Source organism: Kitasatospora sp. NPDC127060 (assembly GCF_042724935.1).
Taxonomy (GTDB): Bacteria; Actinomycetota; Actinomycetes; order Streptomycetales; family Streptomycetaceae; genus Kitasatospora.
In genome coordinates this window covers 110,151-127,743 of the sequence record NZ_JBHXEG010000002.1, presented here as the reverse complement: position 1 = coordinate 127,743, position 17,593 = coordinate 110,151, and the positions used below count along the sequence as shown (strand labels likewise).

Genomic DNA, 17,593 nt, shown 5'->3' with positions numbered 1-17,593 from the left:
GGGCATGCCAGGAATCCCGGTCCGGCATGCTGTGCCGCGTGACCATGCGGATGGAGGCCGAAACCGTGAGCGCGAACCTGCCGGAGAGCGTCGCCGAGGGGGCGGTGGTCCTGCCGGCACCCCCCAGAGTGGTGGACGACCTGGCCCGTGACCTGACCCAGGCCGCCGCCGCCGTCCGGGCGGTGTCGCGCAGCGGCCGCACCACCGGCGGGGACGTCTCCGTCGCCGCCTACACCGCCGTGGTGTGCACCGGGCGTTCAGCCGCCCGCGCTCTGGAGGAGGCCGCGGCCTGGTGCCGGCAGGCCTCCGACGCCGAGGTGCACTCGCTCGCCTGGGCACGGGTGCCGGGGCACCGGCTCGACGTCTTCGAGTACCGCGTCACCATGGCCGTCAGCTTCCCCGACGACGAGACCGGCGAGTACCTCGGGGACACTCATCATTCATGCCGCTGACATCGTATGATCGCCTCCATGGGTGATCGGGGTACGAACGAGACGTCCGGCGCAGTAGCCGACGTCAGCGTCAACGAGGCTTCGGCAGAAGCCGTTTCGGCTCCGGAGGGTGAGGACGGCAGCGGCGGCCCGCGCGAGCTGTCGCGGGCCGCGGCCGTCGGTGCCACGGTGGTGTGCATCGTCAGCGGCTGCGCGGCGATGCTGGCCGTGCTCCACTGGCTGGGCTGGACCGTCCCGGGCATCGGCTGGATCGTCGCCAAGGCCGGGATCAAGCTGTCCGTGGGCGGCTTCGCGGTACTGGCCGTCGCCGCTGACTACCTGCGCGGCAAGTTCCGCCCCAAGAACGGCAGTTGACCGGTCCGGAGCTCAACCGGCCTGTGCGGCCGGGCAGGTGAGGTCGTGCTCGGGCGCCTGGTCGTCCAGCAGATAGCGCTCGACGGTGTCCGTGACGCAGGCGTCTGACCCCGGGTACTGGCCGTGGTTGCCGTTGCTGGTGACGGTCACCAGCTTCGAGCCGCGCAGCGCGCGGTGCGCCCCGAGCGCCGCCTCGTAGTACGTCGCCGGGTCGTGCAGCGAGTTGAGCATCAGCACCGGCGGCAGGTGGGCGCCGGTGACCTTCACCTTGGGGGCCGGGTCCGTCGGCCAGGCCGCGCAGACCGCGCTGAAGGCCAGCGTGCGGGCGCCGATCAGCGGGTAGCGGGCGGTGTTCTCCGCGCCGCGCTCGATCCAGGTGTCCATGGACTTGGTCCACGGGGTGTCGCCGCACGTCACCGAGAAGTACTCGGCGAGGAACTCCGGGCTGAGGTACTGGCCGAACAGCCGGCTGGCCGTCTGCTTGGCCGTCGGATCGGCGCCCGGCCAGTCGTCCAGGGCGGTCAGCGCGCTCGCCAGCAGGGGGAAGGCCTTCTCGCTGTAGATCGCGTTGATGGTGCCGTTGTCCAGTTGGTTCGGGCCGAGCGTCAACGAGCCGTCGGTGATGGGCCGGTCGTGCAGGTCGGCGCGCCGCTGCTCCCAGTGCGCCTTGACCTCCTCCGGGGTCGAGCCCCAGTGGTAGGTGGTGTCCCGGGCGGCCATCCAGGGCAGGAAGTCCTCCTCGAACCGGCGCTGGAAGCTCATCGGCTGGCCCAGCTCGTACTGCTCCCAGGTGCCCTCGAAGCCGATGTTGCTGTCCAGCACCATCCGCTCGACCCGGTGCGGGAAGAGCGTCCCGTAGTAGGCGCCGATCATGGTGGCGTAGGAGGCGCCGTAGTAGCTGATCTTCTTCTCGCCGAGCAGTGAGCGGAAGAGGTCCATGTCGTGGACGGTCTGCTCGGTGGTCAGGTACGGCAGGAGGTCGCCGCTGTGCTCCTGGCAGTCGGCCACCAGCTTGCGGGAGTCGGCGATGACCCGGTCGACGGCCGCGGGGGACTGGTCCCGGTAGTCCCCGGCCAGGAACTCCTGGAAGTCCTCCTGGCTCTGGCACTGGACCTTGGTGCTGCGGCCGACGCCGCGCTGGTCGAACCCGGCGATGTCGTACGCGGCGGCCACCGCGGGGGCGCCCTGGACGAGGTCCACCGGTCGCAGCAGGCCCTGCCCGCCCGGGCCGCCCGCGGTCTCCATCAGCGTGCCCTTGCGGTGCGCCTGGTCGGTGGCGCGGTGCCGGGAGACGGCGATGGAGAGGTCGGCCCCGGAGCCGGGATGGTGCCAGTCGCGAGGGACGGCCATGGTGGCGCAGTCGAGCGTCGGCTGCCCCGCGCAGGGCTGCCAGTCGAGCGTCTGGTGGGTGTAGCGGGCCGGCGCGCGCTCGGCGTCGCCCGGGTCACGGCCCGCGTCGGCGTTCGCCGTGGCGGGCAGGGCGAGGCCGGCGAGGACCGCGGTGGCGAGGACGGCGGCAGCGCGGCGAGTGCGGGATGCGGTGGTGTTCACGGGAACGATCCTGTCCGGCCCGCACCTGACGCGCGATGGGGCAGGACACCGTCTTCGTGGTGGTGCTGGATGCACCCCGCAGCCGGGGGTATCCAGCACCCCGGGCGCCTCGACGCGCTCAGTAGGCGGCGGTGAAGCGGGCCCGCCGGTGCACCGGCCGCTCGGCCTCGTCGAGCAGCACCACGGCGAGGTCCTCCATCGAGATCGCCGAGTTGCCCCCGGCGTCGACCAGCAGCTCGTCCCGGCCGAGCCGGAAGACGCCGGTGCGCACCCCGGGCTCCAGCAGGGCGGCCGGGCTCAGGTACGTCCAGTCGACGTCCCGGTCCGCGCGGTAGAGGTCCAGCTGCTCGCCGCAGGCCAGCGCGATCGGCCGGATCTCCGCGGGGAAGCCGGGCGACTCCACCAGGATCGTGCCGTCGGTGCCCGGGACGGTCAGGCTGCCCGCACCGCCGACGGCGAGCAGCCGCACGCCGGTGCCGACCAGGCCGGCCAGCAGACCCCGGGTGACGGCGGCCAGTTCGTGCTCGCGGCCGGGCGCCGGCCGGGTGGCGGTGATCACCAGGTCCTGCCCGGTGGCGATCCGGGCGACGTCCCCGGGGGCGCCGGCGTCACCGACGGCGAGGGTGACGGCCGGCGGCAGGTCGTGCGGCTTGGCCGGGTCCCGTACGACGGCGGTGACCTCGTGGCCGCGGGTGAGCGCCTCGGTCACGACCCGTCGGCCGACGTTGCCGGTGGCGCCGAACACGGTGATGCGCATGAAGGTTTCTCCTCGGATTCGTTGAACGGGACTGCGGTGGTGCGGGACTCCGGTGGTGCGGGACTGCGGGGCTGCGGGACTGCGGGACTGCGGGGCGGGCTCAGGCGTTCCCGCACACCGTGCTCGGCCGGACGTCCGGTGCCGGGTCGGCGGGCTCCGGCGCTGTCGCTGGCGCGGTCACGTTCGCCTTCGCGGTCACGTTCGCCTTCGCGGCGGCGGGGCCGAGCCGTCGGGTCTGGGCGACGATCAGCGAGCCGAGCACCACCACCGCGCCGACCGCCTGCAGCGGACTGAGGTCCTGGCCGAGCGCCAGCCAGCCGACCAGGGTGGCGACCACCGGGCTGAGCAGGGAGAGGAAGGACAGTGAGGTGGGCGGCAGCGCGCGCAGCCCGCGGAACCAGATGGCGTAGGTGAGCGCCGCGCCGATCAGGCAGAGGTAGGCGTAGCCGAGCACGTTGTCGGCCGTGTAGTGGGTGGGCGGGGCGCCCTCGCTCAGCAGGGTCACCGGCACCAGCAGCAGCCCGCCGGCGGTGAGTTGCCAACCGGTGGTGGCGAGCAGCGGCGCGGGGGAGACCCAGCGCTTGGAGAGCACGACGCCGAAGGCCATCACCACCGCGCCGCCGAGCGCGGCGGCCACCCCGATCGCGTCCAGCCGGGCGTCGGCGCGCAGCACCAGCAGGCTGACGCCCGCCACGCCGGCGATGCCGGAGAGCACGGTGCGCAGGGTGAGCCGGTCGCCGAGCAGCCCGGCCGAGAGTCCGGCGGTGATCAGGGGCTGGACGGCGCCCACGGTGGCCGCGATGCCGCCGGGGAGACGGTAGGCGGCGGTGAACAGCAGGGCCTGGAAGGCGCCGATGTTGAGCGCGCCGAGGACGAGTGCGCGCCACCACCAGACGCCCTTGGGCAGGGTGCGGGTGAGGGCGATCAGCAGCAGCCCGGCGGGCAGGCAGCGGATGACGGCGGCGAAGAGCGGACGCTGGGGCGGGAGCAGCTCGGTGGTGACGAGGTAGGTCGTCCCCCAGATGGCGGGGGCGAGGGCCGTCATCAGCACGACGGTGAGTCGATTGCTTAGCACTAAGCCAATGTATCTCAGCGCTAAGGCATTCTTTGGAGAATGCCGCCGGTGATGTGGCTCACAGTTACCTCATCGCTAAGGAATTCTGCTGCGTCGCCTACCCTGGACCCGTGGCAGATCACCTCGACCGCGTCGTCGCGCAATGGGGCGCCGAGCGCCCCGACCTGGACGTCTCCCCGATGGAGGTGTTCGGCCGACTCAAGCGCCTCTACCGCCTGGTGGACGCCGAACTCAACCGCACCTTCGCCGAGCACGGCCTGGACGCCCCCTCCTTCGACGTCCTGGCCACCCTCAAGCGCAGCGGCCCGCCCTACCGCCTCACCCCCACCGGCCTGATGCAGTCCGCCATGGTCACCTCCGGCGCGATCACCCAGCGCCTCGACCGCCTGGAGGCCCGCGGCCTGGTCACCCGCACCCGCAGCGACCAGGACCGCCGCAGCCGCGACGTCGAACTCACCCCCGAGGGCCACGCCCTGATCGACCGAGCCCTGCCCGACCACATCGCCAACGAGCACCGGATGCTGGCCGGCCTCGACGAGGCCCGGACGGCCGCTCTGATCGACGGCATGCGCGCCCTGCTCGCCGACCTCGGCGACGACACCTCCGGCTGACCGGCCCGGACAAACCGCTTGCCGAGCCCGGCCGTCCTCGCCTTGGATGGCGGCCATGGACGATCCGATCTGGCACGCGCTCCCCGTCGACGTCCGGCGTGCGGTGGACGAGCACCTGGCCGTCGGGCGCCACGTCCACGCGATCAAGGCGATCCGCGACGCGTCGCCGGAACCGGCGCCCGGCATCCAGGCCTGCGTCGACGTGATCGCGGACCGGATCGCGGAGCTAGGCCTGCTGTCGAGCGGCCCGACCCCGCCGGCCGGCCGTTCCGCCCCGGCGGTGGCCGACGCCTGACGGGCGCCCCGGGACGGTCCCGGTCCGCGGCCCCGCCGAGCAGCGGGCCGCGATCGTGAATCGTAGGCGCCGGCGCCGCACGGGTCAGGGGTTGACGGCCACCGCCTTGAAGAAGGTGTAGTGGAACGTCCCGCCCGGCTCGGCCGCGCGGCGCAGCTCGGCGATGCCGCGGTCGAAGGCCTCCGGGGTGGTCAGCCCGGCGGCCAGGGCCTCCGGGCGGACGGCCTCGACCATGGCGACGAAGGTCCGCCGGGTGAAGCCGTCCACCAGGGCCGGCCGGCCGTCGTCGGCGTAGACCGTGCGGGGACGGACGGTCACCTCCGCGAAGCCGGCCGCCGTCAGCAGCGGGTGGAGCCGGCGGCCGAGCAGGGCGTCGCCGCCCGCCCCGGCCTGGAGGCGGACCAGGTGGTCGATGGTGCGCCGGGCCGCCGGGGTCTCCGGGTGGAAGAAGGCCGAGCCGTGGTCGCCCTCGATCACGGTGATCGTGCCGCCCGGCCGCAGCAGCCGGCGCAGGGCGGCCAGTCCGGCGGCCGGGTCGGGCAGGTGCTCCAGCACGAAGCACAGGAAGACGTGGTCGAACGCGCCGTCCGCGAACGGCAGTCGGTGCAGGTCACCGTGGTGCCAGGTGACCTGGGCGGTCGGCGCCAGCGCGGCGATCCGGGCCCGGGCCTCGGCCAGCGACTCGGCCGAGACGTCGGCCGCCGTCAGCAGTACGCCCGGACTGGCGGCCAGCAGGTGCGCGGTCTGCGCACCCACCCCGCAGCCCGCCTCCAGCACCCGGCTGCCCGCCGGGTAGGCGGTGTCGGTGTGCAGCAACTCGGCGAGGGTGTCGGCCTGGTCGCCGAGGCGCTGGGCCTCGGTGTCCGAGTAGCCGTGGACGTAGGGGGCGGTGGGGAACGGGCCGGTTTCGGTGGTCATGGCTCCACCCTCGCGCCAGTATGGACCGGTGGACAGGTCCAAAGACACCGGGAACGACAGGTCCAAAACGGTGGGCCGGGATGCGGAGAGCGGACGGGACGAGGAGGCCGGGCGGGCTGGGCGAGTCGGGCGGGCCGGGGAAGTCGGCGCCGACTTCCTCCAACTCGACGCCGCCGAGGCCCCGCCCGGCGGGCTCACCGACTGGCTGACCGGCCGGCTGCGCGAGGCAGTCGCCGACGGACGGCTGCCGACGGGCAGCCGGTTGCCCGCCAGCCGGGTGCTCGCCGCCGAACTCGGCGTCTCCCGGGGGGTGGTGACCGACGCCTACCGGCGGCTCACCGAGTCGGGCCAGCTCGCCGGGCGCGGTCGGGGTGGCACGGTCGTCGTCGCCCTGATGCCGGCCGTGCCACCAGTGCCACCAGTGCCACCAGTGCCACCAGTGCCACCCGTGCCGCCGGTACCGTCGGCGCCGCAGGCCGTGCCCGGATCGGAGGAACGGTCGTCCGCACTGTTCCGGGGCGACCCCGACGCCGAGGTGTTCGACCACCTGCGCGCCACCCCCGCCCGGATCGACCTCACCCCCGGCCTGCCCGACCTCGCCGCCTTCCCGCGCGCCGCCTGGCTCCGGGCCGAACGGGCCGTCCTGGACGGCCTCGCCGCCCCCGACCTCGGCTACGGCGACGTCCGCGGCACCCCCGCGCTGCGGCAGGCCGTCGCCCACTGGCTGGCCCGCAACCGGGGCATCCGCGCCGATCCCGAGGAGGTGCTGGTCGTCGCCGGGACGGCCCAGGCGCTGGCGCTGCTCGGCCGGGCCCTCGGGCGGGAGGGCATCACCGAGGTCGCCGTCGAGGACCCGGGCTCGCTCGGCGCCCGCCAGCACCTCGCCCACTGGCTCGCCGCCACCCCGCCCGTCCCGGTCGACGCCGAGGGCATCCGGGTGGACGCGCTGCGCGCCACCGGCGCCCCCGCCGTGCTGCTCACCCCCGCCCATCAGTACCCGACCGGCGTCGTCCTCGGCGGCGAGCGGCGCCGCGAACTCCTGCGCTGGGCGGGCGAAGGCGGGCTGGTGCTCGAGGACGACTACGACGCCGAACACCGCTACGACCGCCCGCCCGTCCCCGCGCTGCGGGCCGAACTGCCCGACCGGGTCTGCTACGCGGGCAGCATCTCCAAGCTGCTCGCGCCCGCCCTGCGCACCGGATGGCTGCTGGTGCCCCCGCGGCTGCGCGGCGCCGTCCTCGACGCCAAGCGGTTCGCCGACCTCGGCAACCCGGTCCTGCCCCAGCTGGTGCTGGCCCGGCTGATGGAGTCCGGCGAACTCGACCGCCACCTACGGCTGTTGCGCGGTCGACACCGCCGCCGGCGGGACGCCATGATCGCCGCCATCCGCACCCAACTGCCCACCGCCACGGTTCACGGCGCGGCCGCCGGGTTGCACCTGATGCTCACCCTCCCGGATGAACTCGGCTTTAGCGACACCGAGTTGGCCACCGCCGCACTGGACCGCGGGGTGAAGGTCCAGCCGCTGTCCTGGCACGCCCGGCTGCCGTACCCACCCGGGCTGGTGCTCGGCTACGCCGCGGGCTCGCCCGGCTTGATCGCCGAAGGGGTCGCCGTTCTGGGGGAGTTGGTGCGGCGGGCCGGTGTCGGTCGCCGCGTTCGGCGTGGCGCCGGTCCGGTCGGGGGGCGGTGACGCCGAGGCCCGGCACTCCCGGCGCGCGGCGGGTCCGACCTCCGGCCGCCTCCACGGGTCAGTGCTCCGGCCGCCTCCACGGGTCAGTGCTCCGACCGCCACCGCGGTTCAGTGCTCCGACCGCCACCGCGGGTCGGCCTCGGCCCGGTCGAGTTCGGCCTCGTACCGGGCCGCCTCGAAGGCGTACTCCAGCGGGCGGGTCGCTCCGACGGGCAGCTCCCAGTCCGTCCAGAGCACCACCTCGCCGATCCGCTGGACGACCGCGGAGAGGTAGCCGCAGCAGCCGCCGTCGCACGCGGGCTCGCCCAGATTCACCCGGCGCGGCTCGTCCGTCGCCCGCAACCCGCTCGCGCCCACGGCGGGGAACTGGGCCATGGGCGACCGGCCGCGGCCGTCGGGGCCGACCGAGCCCTCGATGACGTCCTCGCCGTTGACCAGGAACCGCACCTGGGGCCAGTGGTCCTCCGGTTCGGGCAGCAGGACGTCCAGGTGATCGAACATGTGGGCATCCTAAGTACTCGGAGCCGGTGCGGTCCTGGGGTTCACGGGCTGCCGGACGGCGGGTTCCTGGGTACGCTGGCGAACCGTACGCCGTTGCCGACCCTGGAGGCATCGATGGCCCCGTTACGGCGCGTAGCCCAGCTCACCGCGGTGCTGGTGGTGCTGGCGGCCGCACTCGGTCCGGCTTCGGCCGGTTCGGTGACGCGCGGTGCTGAACTCCCAGGCGAGAGGGGCGCGGCGATGCCCGGCGGGCGGATGACTGGCGAGTGGCCGGCCGGCAAGCGGACATCCGGCGCGCAGCAGAACTCCCGGCAGCTCGCGGGGCGCCGCATCGTGCTCTCCTATCCGGGCCCGACGCCGGCGCCCGAGGTGCTGCAGGCGATCCGGGAGGGCCGGGCCGCGGGGGTGATCCTGTTCGGCGAGAATGTCACCAGTCCGGAGCAACTCGCCGAAGCCGTATCTCAGTTGAAGCAGGCGGCCGCCGAGGCCACGCACCCGCGCCCGCTGCTGCTGATGACCGACCAGGAGGGCGGGAAGGTCCGCCGTCTGCCCGGTGCGCCCGAACTCTCCGCCCGCCGCACCGGAACGGCCCCGAACCCGCTGGCCGCCGCCGTGGACTCCGGCACCGGCGCCGCCGGCACCCTCGCCGACGCGGGGCTGAACCTCAACCTCGCCCCGGTGCTCGACGTCTACGACACCCCGGGGAACTTCATCGACCGTTCCGAGCGCTCCTACGGCCAGGACCCCGGCCGGGTGGGCGAGTTGGGCAGCGCCTTCCTCGCCGCGCAGCAGAGTCTGGGGGTGGCGGCGACCGCCAAGCACTTCCCCGGTCTCGGCGCCGCCGCCCGGGACGAGAACACCGACGCCCGCCCCGTCACCCTGCCCGTCCCGCTGGACCGGCTGCGCGCCCGCGACGAGGCCCCGTACCGGGCCGCCATCGCGGCGGGCGTGCGCCTGGTGATGGCCTCCTGGGCGGTCTACCCGGCCCTGGACCCGGACCATCCGGCGGGGATGTCACCCACCGTGATCCAGGGCGAACTCCGCGAGCGCCTCGGCTTCGACGGTGTCACCGTCACCGATGCCCTGGAAGCCGACGCCCTCGCCCCGTACGGCCCCACCGGCCGCCGCGCCGTCGCCGCCGCCGGGGCCGGCATGGACCTCATCCTCTGCTCCGCCCGCGACGCCCAGCAGGGCGAGGACGCCACCACCGCGCTGGCGGCCGCCCTCGACTCCGGCACCCTCGACCGCGCCGCCTTCACGGCCGCCGTCGACCGGGTCGACGCGCTCCGGGAGAGCCTGGGCTGACCCCGGCTCCCGGCTCCCGACTCCGGTCGCCGGGTGGTGGTTCGCCCCGGCTCCAGGTTCACCCCGGGTTCAACGGGGCGACGCCTGGCAAGGTGCGGGGGTTCGCCTGGCCGGATGGGAACACGCCATCGTAGGCGTGATTTCGGTCGGAGGCATTATTTCGAAGGGGAAATGGCACTTCGGGGCTGGAATCGCATGGCAGAGTTGTGGCCATGGCACCTATGAAATGTCATATGTGCCATAACGCATTGCTGTGGTCCGAATCCTCACACCCTCCGAAGGGGGAGTCATGAACCGCATCACCCGAATCGCCGCGGGCACGGTCGGTGCCGTCGCGCTGCTGGGCGCGCCGGTGCCGGCGCTCGCCGCCGGTCAGGCGACCGCCACCGTCACCACCTGCGGTTGGTCCGGCCTGCAGGCCGGGCTGTCCACCAGGGTCTGCGCGGACGTCACCGGTGACGGGGTCGTGCTGTACGGGCAGATCGGGCTGGCCGGTCCGCCCTCGCCGGGGACGCCGTGGCCGCCGGCGCCGCAGGACCTGATCACCCGGCTGTCGGCCGACGTGGTCGGGGTCGGCCCGCTCGCCGCGGTGTCCGGGCACACCGAGTTCCTGGTCAGTACGGTCCGGGTGAACGGGATCAGCACCGTGGCGCCGTGCGGGTCGGTGGTGCACGCCTCCTTCTCGGTGGAGGGGAGCTTGCGGGGACCGGCCCCGGTCACCGTGGATGTGCCCGTAGGCTGCTGATGGTTCGTCATTCAGGTTGCCGGGCCCGGGAGTTGTCAGCATCCCGGGCCCGGCCCTCCGTCGTCCCGGTCCCGGCGGCGATGTGGGCGTGGTCACCTTCCACTGTGACGACTTGAAGAAATCTTCATCTGTCGCGATGATGCGTACTGGCCGCGGTACGGACCCCCGCCCGGCCGTACGACCACCGAGCGAATCCGAGGGAGGCGACGGGCGATGCCGGTCCCGCTGTACCAGGCCAAGGCGGAGTTCTTCCGCACCCTCGGCCACCCGGTTCGGATCCGGGTCCTGGAGCTGCTCCAGGACGGCCCGCGGCCGGTGCGCGAGCTGCTGGCGGAGATCGAGGTCGAGCCGTCCAACCTCTCCCAGCAGCTCGCGGTGCTGCGCCGCACCCAGCTGGTCACGGCCACCCGCGAGGGCAACACGGTGATGTACGCGCTCAGTACCCCGGACGTCGCCGAACTGCTGCGCGCGGCGCGCCGGATCCTGACCGAGTTGATCACCGACCAGGGTGCGCTGCTCACCGAACTGCGCACCTCCGGCGGCCGGTCGCCCCGCTGAGCCCGCAGCCCGCGGCGCCCGACCCGAGGAGAGCACCACCAGCATGAGCGACCACACCGACAGCGCCGACGGCGGCAACAGCGCCGACGGCAGCAGCGCCGGCGGCACCGGCGGTCCGCTGAAGGGCGACAGCGCGAGCGACGAGAAGCGCCGTCGCAAGGCGATGCTGATCCGGGCGGGCATCTACATCTTCGCCACGCACCTGTTCGCGGGCTTCGTGCTGCTGCTGTTCGCGCTCGGCGACCGCAAGTAGCGGGCCCGGCCGTCCGCGGCGGGCGTCACCGGATCCGGCCGTCCGGCACCAGGTAGCGGTCGCTGGTGCTGGTCCACGCCTGGACGCCGGCGACCAGCTCCCGGGTGCCGTCCAGGTACCAGCGCCCCGCCGGGTGGCGGCGGACCAGCTCGCGGCGCAGCTCCTCGTTCTCCCGGCGCAGCCGGACGACCCGGGCGCGCACCGTGCGGACGGCGCGGCTGCGGGTGCAGCCGCGGACCCGTTGCAGGGTGAGGACGGTGTTGAAGGCGGCGGCGCTCTGCCGTTCCTCCCGCTCCAGCGAGTAGAGGTCGTTGATCAGCGTCGCGGCGTCGGCGGTGTTGGCGCGCAGGCGGTGCAGCGCGGGCTCCGCGTGCAGGGCGGCGGGGGCGTCGGCGCCGTGGACCCGTTCCAGTATGTTCATGAACGGGTAGAGGCAGCTGCCGTGGCGGCGCAGTCGCATGGTGTCCGCCAGGCCGAGGGTCAGGGCGGGGACGGTGCCGCGGGCCCGGTGCTCGGCCTCGGCGGGGAAGGTGGCCAGGCAGGCGCGCCACTCGCGGGCCGCCCGGGCGCGCCAGGCGGGGGAGGCCGAGTCGCGCTGCCGGTCCCACAGTTCCCGCCAGGCGGTGAGGAGTTGGCCTTCCGGCGGGCTCGGCCGGGCGTCGCCGTCGAGAGTGGAGATCAGCGGGTCGACCAGTGCGTGGGCCTCCGCGGGGCGGCGCCCGGGCGGGCCGTCGAAGCGGTCGTCCAGGACGGTGAACCAGCCCAGCAGGTCCACCAGTAGGTCCAGTTCGGTGCCCCGCGCGCGCGGGAAGGCGTGGCCGATCAACTCGTGCAGGGCGTAGGCCCGGTAGCCGGGCAGCTCGGTCGGGGCGAGCAGGCCGTGGCGGACCGCCCATTCGGCGTGCCGGTCGGCGGCGGCGCGCAGTTCGGTGGTCGGCCGCGCGGGCGGTGCGGCGGTCGGTCGTGCGCGCAGTTCGGTGGTCGGCCGTGCGGGTGGTGCGGCGGCGGGGGTGTCCGGGCCGGCCGCGGTGCCGGTGAACGGACAGCCCGCCGGGCGCGGCAGCTCCGGTGCGGCGGACGTGGCGTGCGTGGTGGACGTGGCGCCCCTTGCGGAGGCGATGGACATGGCGCCCGCGGCGCCCGCGGTGTCGGGTGCCGCCACGGCGTCCGGTGCCGCCGGGACGCCGTCCGTCCGGGGCGCGAGCCGGACCCGCAGCCCGTGGGCCTGGACGGTCGTCCACACCACCTCGCGGGCCCGGGCCCCCGGCACCGCCACCGGCCGCCAGCGGCGCAGGATCGCGGCCGCCGCGACGGTCAGTTCGGCCCAGGCGAAGGCCTCCCCGATGCACTTGTGCTTGCCCGCTCCGAACGGCAGGAAGGACGGCCGGCCGAGCCCGCCGCCGTCCTGCCAGCGCTCGGGCCGGAAGCTCAGCGGCTCGTCGTAGCGCCCCGGGTCGCGGTGCAGCGCGGTGAGGCTGTACAGCAGCTCGGTGCCGGCCGGGATCCGGTACGGGCCGAGGTCCACCGGCACCCGGGCGGTGCGCATCAGGAAGGCGTTGGGCGCGTGCAGCCGCACCACCTCCTGGGTGACGCTGCGGGTGTAGGTGAGCCGGGCCAGCGCCTCCGGGGTGGGGGTGGTGCCGGCCGGCAGGTGCTCGTCCAGTTCGGCGAGGACCTTGGCCTCCACCTCGGGGTGGCGCAGGAGTTCGTCCAGCAGCCAGGTGAGGGTGGTGGAGACGGTCTCGGTGCCGGCGCCGAACATGGTGATGGCCTCGGAGCGGACGTCGGCCTCGGTGAGCGGGCGGCCGGTCGCCGGGTCGGTGGCGGCGCGCAGCAGGGCGGGCAGGGTGCCCCCGCGCCGCTCCGCGCGGGCCGTGCCGGCCGGGCCGTTGACGGCCTGGTCGACCACCCGGTTGAGCACCCGGACGGCGGCGTCGAAGCGCCGGTTGACGGGCAGCGGCAGCCGGGCGAAGGCCGGGTGGGGGTAGAGGGACTGGACGATCTGGCCCTTCACCAGGTCCGGCAGGGCCCGGTGGAAGGCGAAGGTGGCGTCCTCGCTGAGCCGGGCGCCGAACAGCGAGCGGGTGACGATCTCCAGGGCCAGGTGGTTCATCTCCTTGGCCACGTCGAGGACTTGGCCGGGCCGCCAGCGTCCGGCGCGCTCCTCGGTGACCTGGTGCATCACGCTCAGGTAGCCGGCCATCCGGTCCGGGCCGAAGGCGGGCTGGACGATCCGGCGGCGGTCACGGTGGGCCTGGCCCTCGGACATCAGCAGGCCGTCGCCGAAGGCGGTCTTCAGGGTGTCCTGGACGGCGCCGCGCGGACAGTCGTGGGCGAGCGCGACGAGCAGGGTGTGGACGAGCCGGGCGTCGGTCACCACGCAGACGGTGCGCCGGCCGAGCCGGATCCGGACCACGCCGCCGTGCCGGGCCAGTGAGCCGAGGAAGCCGAGCGGGTCGCGCAGCAGAGCGGCGGCGTGGCCGATGCCGGGCAGTGCGCCGGGGGCGAGCAGGGGGACGGCCGCACGGGTGGTGGGTACGGGGGGTGGCGTGGTTCTCGGGGTGACGATCCGTTTCCGTGTCTCTGTCAGCAGGGTGTGGGTCGGCAGGGCCATGACACTTCCTCTCACCAGACGGGCCGGTGCGGCGGTACCGGGGGAAGGCACCGGCGGACGGCCGGGAGGCGGGGGCCGAGGAGCGCGGACCCCGCGTGCGCCAGGGGCAGAGGGCGCACGCCCTAGGAAACGCGCCGGTCCGGTGGGCGTTGCGCCGAACGCGCTCGGATCACTCCAACGGCCGATCACTCCGGGGCCCGTCCGAGGGGTCCGGGGCACCGGCCCCGCGAGCGGTCCGTACCTGCGGCCTGACCTGCGCCGATGCCCCGGGGACTGGCGGCCCTCGCCCGGCCCGTGCGGCAGGGTCTTTGGACCCTCGCCGCACAGCCGTGCGGGGGCCAGCATGGTGGGCGGAGAAGGAGGAACCTGATGACCCGTCTGCCTCCCGGCCCGCCCTCGACGTCCGGCTGGAGATCCGCGGCGAGCCGCCGCGCGAGGACGCCGAGTGCGTCCGGGCCCGGGCGCAGGACACCGCGCCGTCGCTGGGGCCCCGACGCCCAGGCGCTGCGGCTCACTCTCGCCCGCGACCGCGACCGCGACCGCGACCGTGACCGTGACCGCGACCGCGCCCTGGCCCGCGCCCGACTTCGACCTCGCCGAGGCGGCCCGCCGGCTCTGGCCCACCGGGCGCCCGTACGTCTGCCGGACCGGCCCCGAGGACGGCCGCCTCCAGGTGCTCTACCGCCGTTCCGACGGTCACTACGGCCTGATAGCGCCGGTAGTGAACGGCCGTTGCGGGGCAGGCTCCCCTCGGCACGGGAGTGATCCGCTCGCGACCGCGCCGAAGAACGCTCCACCCCCAGGCTCCACCACCTCCAGCTGCCACCACCTCCAGCTGCCACCAACTCCACGACAGGGGACCGGGACCATGGACTGCGACGACGAGGTCATGCTGACCGTCCGGATCACCGCCGCCGAGCGGGCGCTGCTCCGTGACCTCGCGCGCGGCCAGGGCGGAGATGTCTCCGGGGTCGCGGTCGACGGGCTGCTGGAGGTCATCCCGGCGCTGCACGACGACGGCTCGGTGCTGTCGCTGCTGCGTGTGCTGGCCCGGCCGGGGCCCTGCGCGGTGACCCTCTGGCTGCCCGCGCCGGTCGCGGACCTGCTGCCGTTGCTGGGTGAGCGGCTGGTGCGCACCGGCGGGCCGTCGGTCGGACCGGCCAGTGCCGCGCTCTCCGCCGCGCTGCGGCTGTGGCTCGCCGGGGATCGCGCGGTGCTCGCCGCCGGGCTGGCCCGGCTGCACGGCAGCCGTGGTGCGGGACGGCTCGCGGGCGAGGCGGCGGCGGGCGGGCCGGCCCGGATCGGGGCCGCGGCCTGAGGCTCCACCTGGCCGACCGTCCCGCCACCACTCCGCCGCCTCTCCGCACCCGTTCCGCCGCCTCCCCGGCATTGCCGCGCCCCGTCGCCCCCGTCGCCCCCGTCGGCCCCGTCGGCCCCGTCGGCCTGGCCTTTCCGCCTCCGCCTCGAACGCGCCCGGGAATTCCGCAAGAGGTTTCTGTTATTCCGGGCGGCCCCCGCCGCTCTCCCTCGTGTCGGAAGGTCCGCGCCCCGCACCACCGGGCACGGACCGTCGTACGAGGAAAGGAACGCGATGGGACACCGGAGCAGCGAACTCCGTCGCCGCAGGCGCCGAAGGCTCACCCGCAGGAGCGCACTGGTCGCGGTGGCGGTGGCGGCCGGACTGGTGGCGGGCACCCTGGGCCTGCGCACCGCCATGGACGCGGGGACGGGCCACAGCGCAGTGACGGTGGCGGACGCGCCGGTCGACGCGGTCGCGGACGACGGCGGACCGGGGGAGACCGGCACCGCCGAGGGAGCCACCAAGGCGCCCGCCCCCAAGCGGGACGAGAAGGCCGCCGCGCCCAAGTCCATACCCAAGGACCAGCCCGAACGCGGCCTGGTCTACGCGGGGTTGACCCTGCCGACCAGCGACCGCTGCGGCAACATGCTGGAGGTCGCCGGCAGCAGCCAGTGCAGCCACGGTCCGGACGCGCCGCCCAAGGAGGTGGACATCCACAAGGACGTCCCGCCGGTCGCCGCTCCGGCCGCCCAGGCACCCGTGCTCACCCCGCCCGCTGGTGCCCAACCGCCTTCCGCCGCCGACCTGTTGAAGGGCGGCGCACCCGTCCTCGACGCCGCCCAGAAGGCGCTGCTCGGCGATGCCGGCAGTGCCTCCGCCCCGCAGGACGCCGCCGCCCCGGCCGCCGGGTCGGGCCTGGTCTGCGAGGGCGACGGCAGCAGTGGCAACCGGGTCCAGGTGGTGTACGTGCACACCCCGGGCAACGACCGCTTCGCCCAGTACCTGCCCTCGTTCAAGAAGTGGGCCGCCGACGTCGACGTCATCTACAACGCCAGCGCGGCCGAGACCGGCGGGGTGCGGCACGTCCGCTTCGTCACCGAACCGGACTGCACCGCCTCGGTGCTGAACGTGCAGATCTCCGACGCCGAGATCCAGGACTTCAACGCGAGCAACCGGGCCCTGGCCGCGCAGGGGTTCAACCGCAAGGACCGCAAGTACATGATGTTCACCGACTCCAAGGTGTACTGCGGGATCGGCACCTTCGCCGGCGACGAGCGCGCCGGGCAGGACAACCTGAGCAACTTCGGCCCCTCGTACGGCCGGACGGACTCCGGCTGCTGGGGCGGACACACCGCCGCGCACGAACTCGGGCACAACCTGGGCGCGGTGAACAACAGCGCGCCCAACTCCAGCAAGGCCGGGCACTGCACGGACACCTGGGACCTGATGTGCTACTCGGACGCCCCCTACTACCCGAAAATGCGGGTCGTCTGCCCGGACCGCGCGCATGACGACCGGCTGGACTGCGGCCACGACGACTACTACAACACCGCGCCCGCGCCCGGCAGTTACCTGGCCACGCACTGGAACGTCGCCAACAACCGCTTCCTCATCCCGGGCAGCGGCGACGGCAGCGGCACCGGCCCGAACCCCACGCCCACCCCGACCCCGAGCACCGGCCCCACGGCTACGGGCACGCCCACCCGCACGCCCTCGCCGTCCCCGACGCCCACCGGCGGCCCCACCGCCACGCCGACCCGGTCCCCGTCGCCGACCGCGACCCCGACCACGGACGGCAGTCGGCCCGAGGTGGCGGTCAGTCAGATCACCCAGAACTCAGTGATGCTGAGCTGGAGCCCGGTCGCGTCCGCGGCCGGCTACGACGTCCAGCTCAACGGCCAGACCATCGGCACCGTCCGCTCGACCGTGGTCGGCCTGGTCCGGCTCGCCCCCGGCACCGGCTACACCGTGGCGGTCGCCGTCCGGGATACCGCTGGAAGGGTGGCCGAGCCCGGCCACGCGGCGAGCTTCCGCACCCTCGCCGACACCGGCCGCCCGCAGCCCGGCACCCACTACACCATGGTCAACGGCCTCACCGGCCAGGCCGCCGACCTGTGGGGCAGCTCGATGAACGACGGCACCGTGGCGATCGGCTACCAGCGCACCGGCTACGCCAACCAGAAGTGGCAGTTCGAGGACGCCGGCAGCGGCGCGGTGCGGATCAGGTCCGCGCGCTCCGGCAAGTGCCTGCAGCTCGGCGGCAGCCCGGTCGCCGGGCAGTACGTGGCCCAGCAGCCGTGCGCCGACACCGCCGCGCAGAAGTGGCAACTCGCCTCCGGCGACGGCGGGTTCACCCTCAAGGCGGACGGTTCCGACCTGGTGCTCGGGCTCAGCGACCGTTGGTACTACGGTGGTTGGCTGCTGGAGCTTCAGCAGCCGAACGGCCGGCCGTACCAGAACTGGTCGCTGCTGAAGACCTCGTAGGCCCGGAGCGGGCCCGGAAGCCCGCTCCACCCCGCACCACGGGTGCGGCCGTCACTCACCCGAGAGTCGGCCGCACCCGCGCCACCGCCGGACAGGCCCCGGCCGACACCCTCACCCCACCGCCCGA

General features: G+C 74.5%; 17 protein-coding genes. 11 read left to right on the top strand and 6 right to left on the bottom strand.

Going from position 1 to position 17,593, the window contains the following annotated elements:
* Nucleotides 1-65: 65 nt before the first annotated feature.
* Both ACFWIS_RS02540 and ACFWIS_RS02535 read left to right on the top strand, forming a co-directional pair.
* Nucleotides 66-452 carry a hypothetical protein gene (locus ACFWIS_RS02540; protein ID WP_380452193.1) on the top strand — a complete coding sequence of 129 codons (387 nt, stop codon included), beginning with the start codon at nt 66-68 and terminating at the stop codon, nt 450-452.
* Nucleotides 453-470: 18 nt separating this feature from the next.
* A complete protein-coding gene (locus ACFWIS_RS02535; RefSeq protein ID WP_380452196.1) occupies nt 471-806 on the top strand; it encodes a hypothetical protein in 336 nt (111 codons plus the stop codon).
* A gap of 12 nt (nt 807-818) precedes the next feature.
* Here the strand turns inward: ACFWIS_RS02535 and ACFWIS_RS02530 are convergent, their stop codons facing one another.
* The 3 genes from ACFWIS_RS02530 to ACFWIS_RS02520 form a co-directional block, all read right to left on the bottom strand.
* On the bottom strand, nt 819-2,357 hold the full coding sequence (locus ACFWIS_RS02530; RefSeq protein WP_380452198.1) for an alpha/beta hydrolase: 1,539 nt from the start codon (nt 2,355-2,357) through the stop codon (nt 819-821).
* A gap of 118 nt (nt 2,358-2,475) precedes the next feature.
* Complete coding sequence (locus tag ACFWIS_RS02525; protein WP_380452200.1) at nt 2,476-3,114, bottom strand: NAD(P)-dependent oxidoreductase; 639 nt, start codon at nt 3,112-3,114, stop codon at nt 2,476-2,478.
* A 100-nt stretch (nt 3,115-3,214) separates the two neighbouring features.
* Complete coding sequence (locus tag ACFWIS_RS02520) at nt 3,215-4,189, bottom strand: EamA family transporter (RefSeq protein ID WP_380452202.1); 975 nt, start codon at nt 4,187-4,189, stop codon at nt 3,215-3,217.
* A gap of 110 nt (nt 4,190-4,299) precedes the next feature.
* Between ACFWIS_RS02520 and ACFWIS_RS02515 the strand changes: the two genes are divergently transcribed.
* Both ACFWIS_RS02515 and ACFWIS_RS02510 read left to right on the top strand, forming a co-directional pair.
* Nucleotides 4,300-4,800: a MarR family winged helix-turn-helix transcriptional regulator gene (locus ACFWIS_RS02515; protein WP_380452204.1), complete on the top strand. Its 501-nt coding sequence runs from the start codon at nt 4,300-4,302 to the stop codon at nt 4,798-4,800.
* A 55-nt stretch (nt 4,801-4,855) separates the two neighbouring features.
* Entirely contained in the window at nt 4,856-5,095 is a 240-nt protein-coding gene (locus ACFWIS_RS02510; protein ID WP_380452206.1) for a hypothetical protein, read from the top strand.
* An 84-nt stretch (nt 5,096-5,179) separates the two neighbouring features.
* Here the strand turns inward: ACFWIS_RS02510 and ACFWIS_RS02505 are convergent, their stop codons facing one another.
* Nucleotides 5,180-6,013: a methyltransferase domain-containing protein gene (locus ACFWIS_RS02505; RefSeq protein ID WP_380452207.1), complete on the bottom strand. Its 834-nt coding sequence runs from the start codon at nt 6,011-6,013 to the stop codon at nt 5,180-5,182.
* 205 nt (nt 6,014-6,218) lie between these two features.
* On the opposite strand from ACFWIS_RS02505, the gene ACFWIS_RS02500 reads away from it, so the two are divergent.
* Nucleotides 6,219-7,706: a PLP-dependent aminotransferase family protein gene (locus ACFWIS_RS02500; protein WP_380452441.1), complete on the top strand. Its 1,488-nt coding sequence runs from the start codon at nt 6,219-6,221 to the stop codon at nt 7,704-7,706.
* A 108-nt stretch (nt 7,707-7,814) separates the two neighbouring features.
* Here the strand turns inward: ACFWIS_RS02500 and ACFWIS_RS02495 are convergent, their stop codons facing one another.
* The gene (locus ACFWIS_RS02495; RefSeq protein ID WP_380452208.1) at nt 7,815-8,207 is read right to left on the bottom strand and encodes a hypothetical protein; all 393 of its coding nucleotides are present in this window, start codon (nt 8,205-8,207) and stop codon (nt 7,815-7,817) included.
* 114 nt (nt 8,208-8,321) lie between these two features.
* Between ACFWIS_RS02495 and ACFWIS_RS02490 the strand changes: the two genes are divergently transcribed.
* The 4 genes from ACFWIS_RS02490 (at nt 8,322) to ACFWIS_RS02475 (ending at nt 11,068) form a co-directional block, all read left to right on the top strand.
* Nucleotides 8,322-9,512 carry a glycoside hydrolase family 3 N-terminal domain-containing protein gene (locus tag ACFWIS_RS02490; RefSeq protein WP_380452211.1) on the top strand — a complete coding sequence of 397 codons (1,191 nt, stop codon included), beginning with the start codon at nt 8,322-8,324 and terminating at the stop codon, nt 9,510-9,512.
* 289 nt (nt 9,513-9,801) lie between these two features.
* Nucleotides 9,802-10,257 (top strand): hypothetical protein, encoded by a 456-nt coding sequence (locus ACFWIS_RS02485; RefSeq protein ID WP_380452212.1) that lies wholly within the window; start codon nt 9,802-9,804, stop codon nt 10,255-10,257.
* A gap of 213 nt (nt 10,258-10,470) precedes the next feature.
* Nucleotides 10,471-10,815: an ArsR/SmtB family transcription factor gene (locus ACFWIS_RS02480; protein WP_380452215.1), complete on the top strand. Its 345-nt coding sequence runs from the start codon at nt 10,471-10,473 to the stop codon at nt 10,813-10,815.
* A gap of 43 nt (nt 10,816-10,858) precedes the next feature.
* The gene (locus ACFWIS_RS02475) at nt 10,859-11,068 is read left to right on the top strand and encodes a DUF6126 family protein (protein WP_380452218.1); all 210 of its coding nucleotides are present in this window, start codon (nt 10,859-10,861) and stop codon (nt 11,066-11,068) included.
* 25 nt (nt 11,069-11,093) lie between these two features.
* Here ACFWIS_RS02475 and ACFWIS_RS02470 read toward each other — a convergent pair whose 3' ends face one another.
* A complete protein-coding gene (locus tag ACFWIS_RS02470) occupies nt 11,094-13,682 on the bottom strand; it encodes a cytochrome P450 (protein WP_380452221.1) in 2,589 nt (862 codons plus the stop codon).
* A gap of 547 nt (nt 13,683-14,229) precedes the next feature.
* Between ACFWIS_RS02470 and ACFWIS_RS02465 the strand changes: the two genes are divergently transcribed.
* Together ACFWIS_RS02465 and ACFWIS_RS02460 are read left to right on the top strand one after the other, a co-directional pair.
* Nucleotides 14,230-15,000 (top strand): hypothetical protein, encoded by a 771-nt coding sequence (locus ACFWIS_RS02465; protein ID WP_380523455.1) that lies wholly within the window; start codon nt 14,230-14,232, stop codon nt 14,998-15,000.
* Between the two features lie 273 nt (nt 15,001-15,273).
* Nucleotides 15,274-17,466 carry an RICIN domain-containing protein gene (locus tag ACFWIS_RS02460; protein WP_380452226.1) on the top strand — a complete coding sequence of 731 codons (2,193 nt, stop codon included), beginning with the start codon at nt 15,274-15,276 and terminating at the stop codon, nt 17,464-17,466.
* The last annotated feature ends 127 nt before the right edge of the window (nt 17,467-17,593 follow it).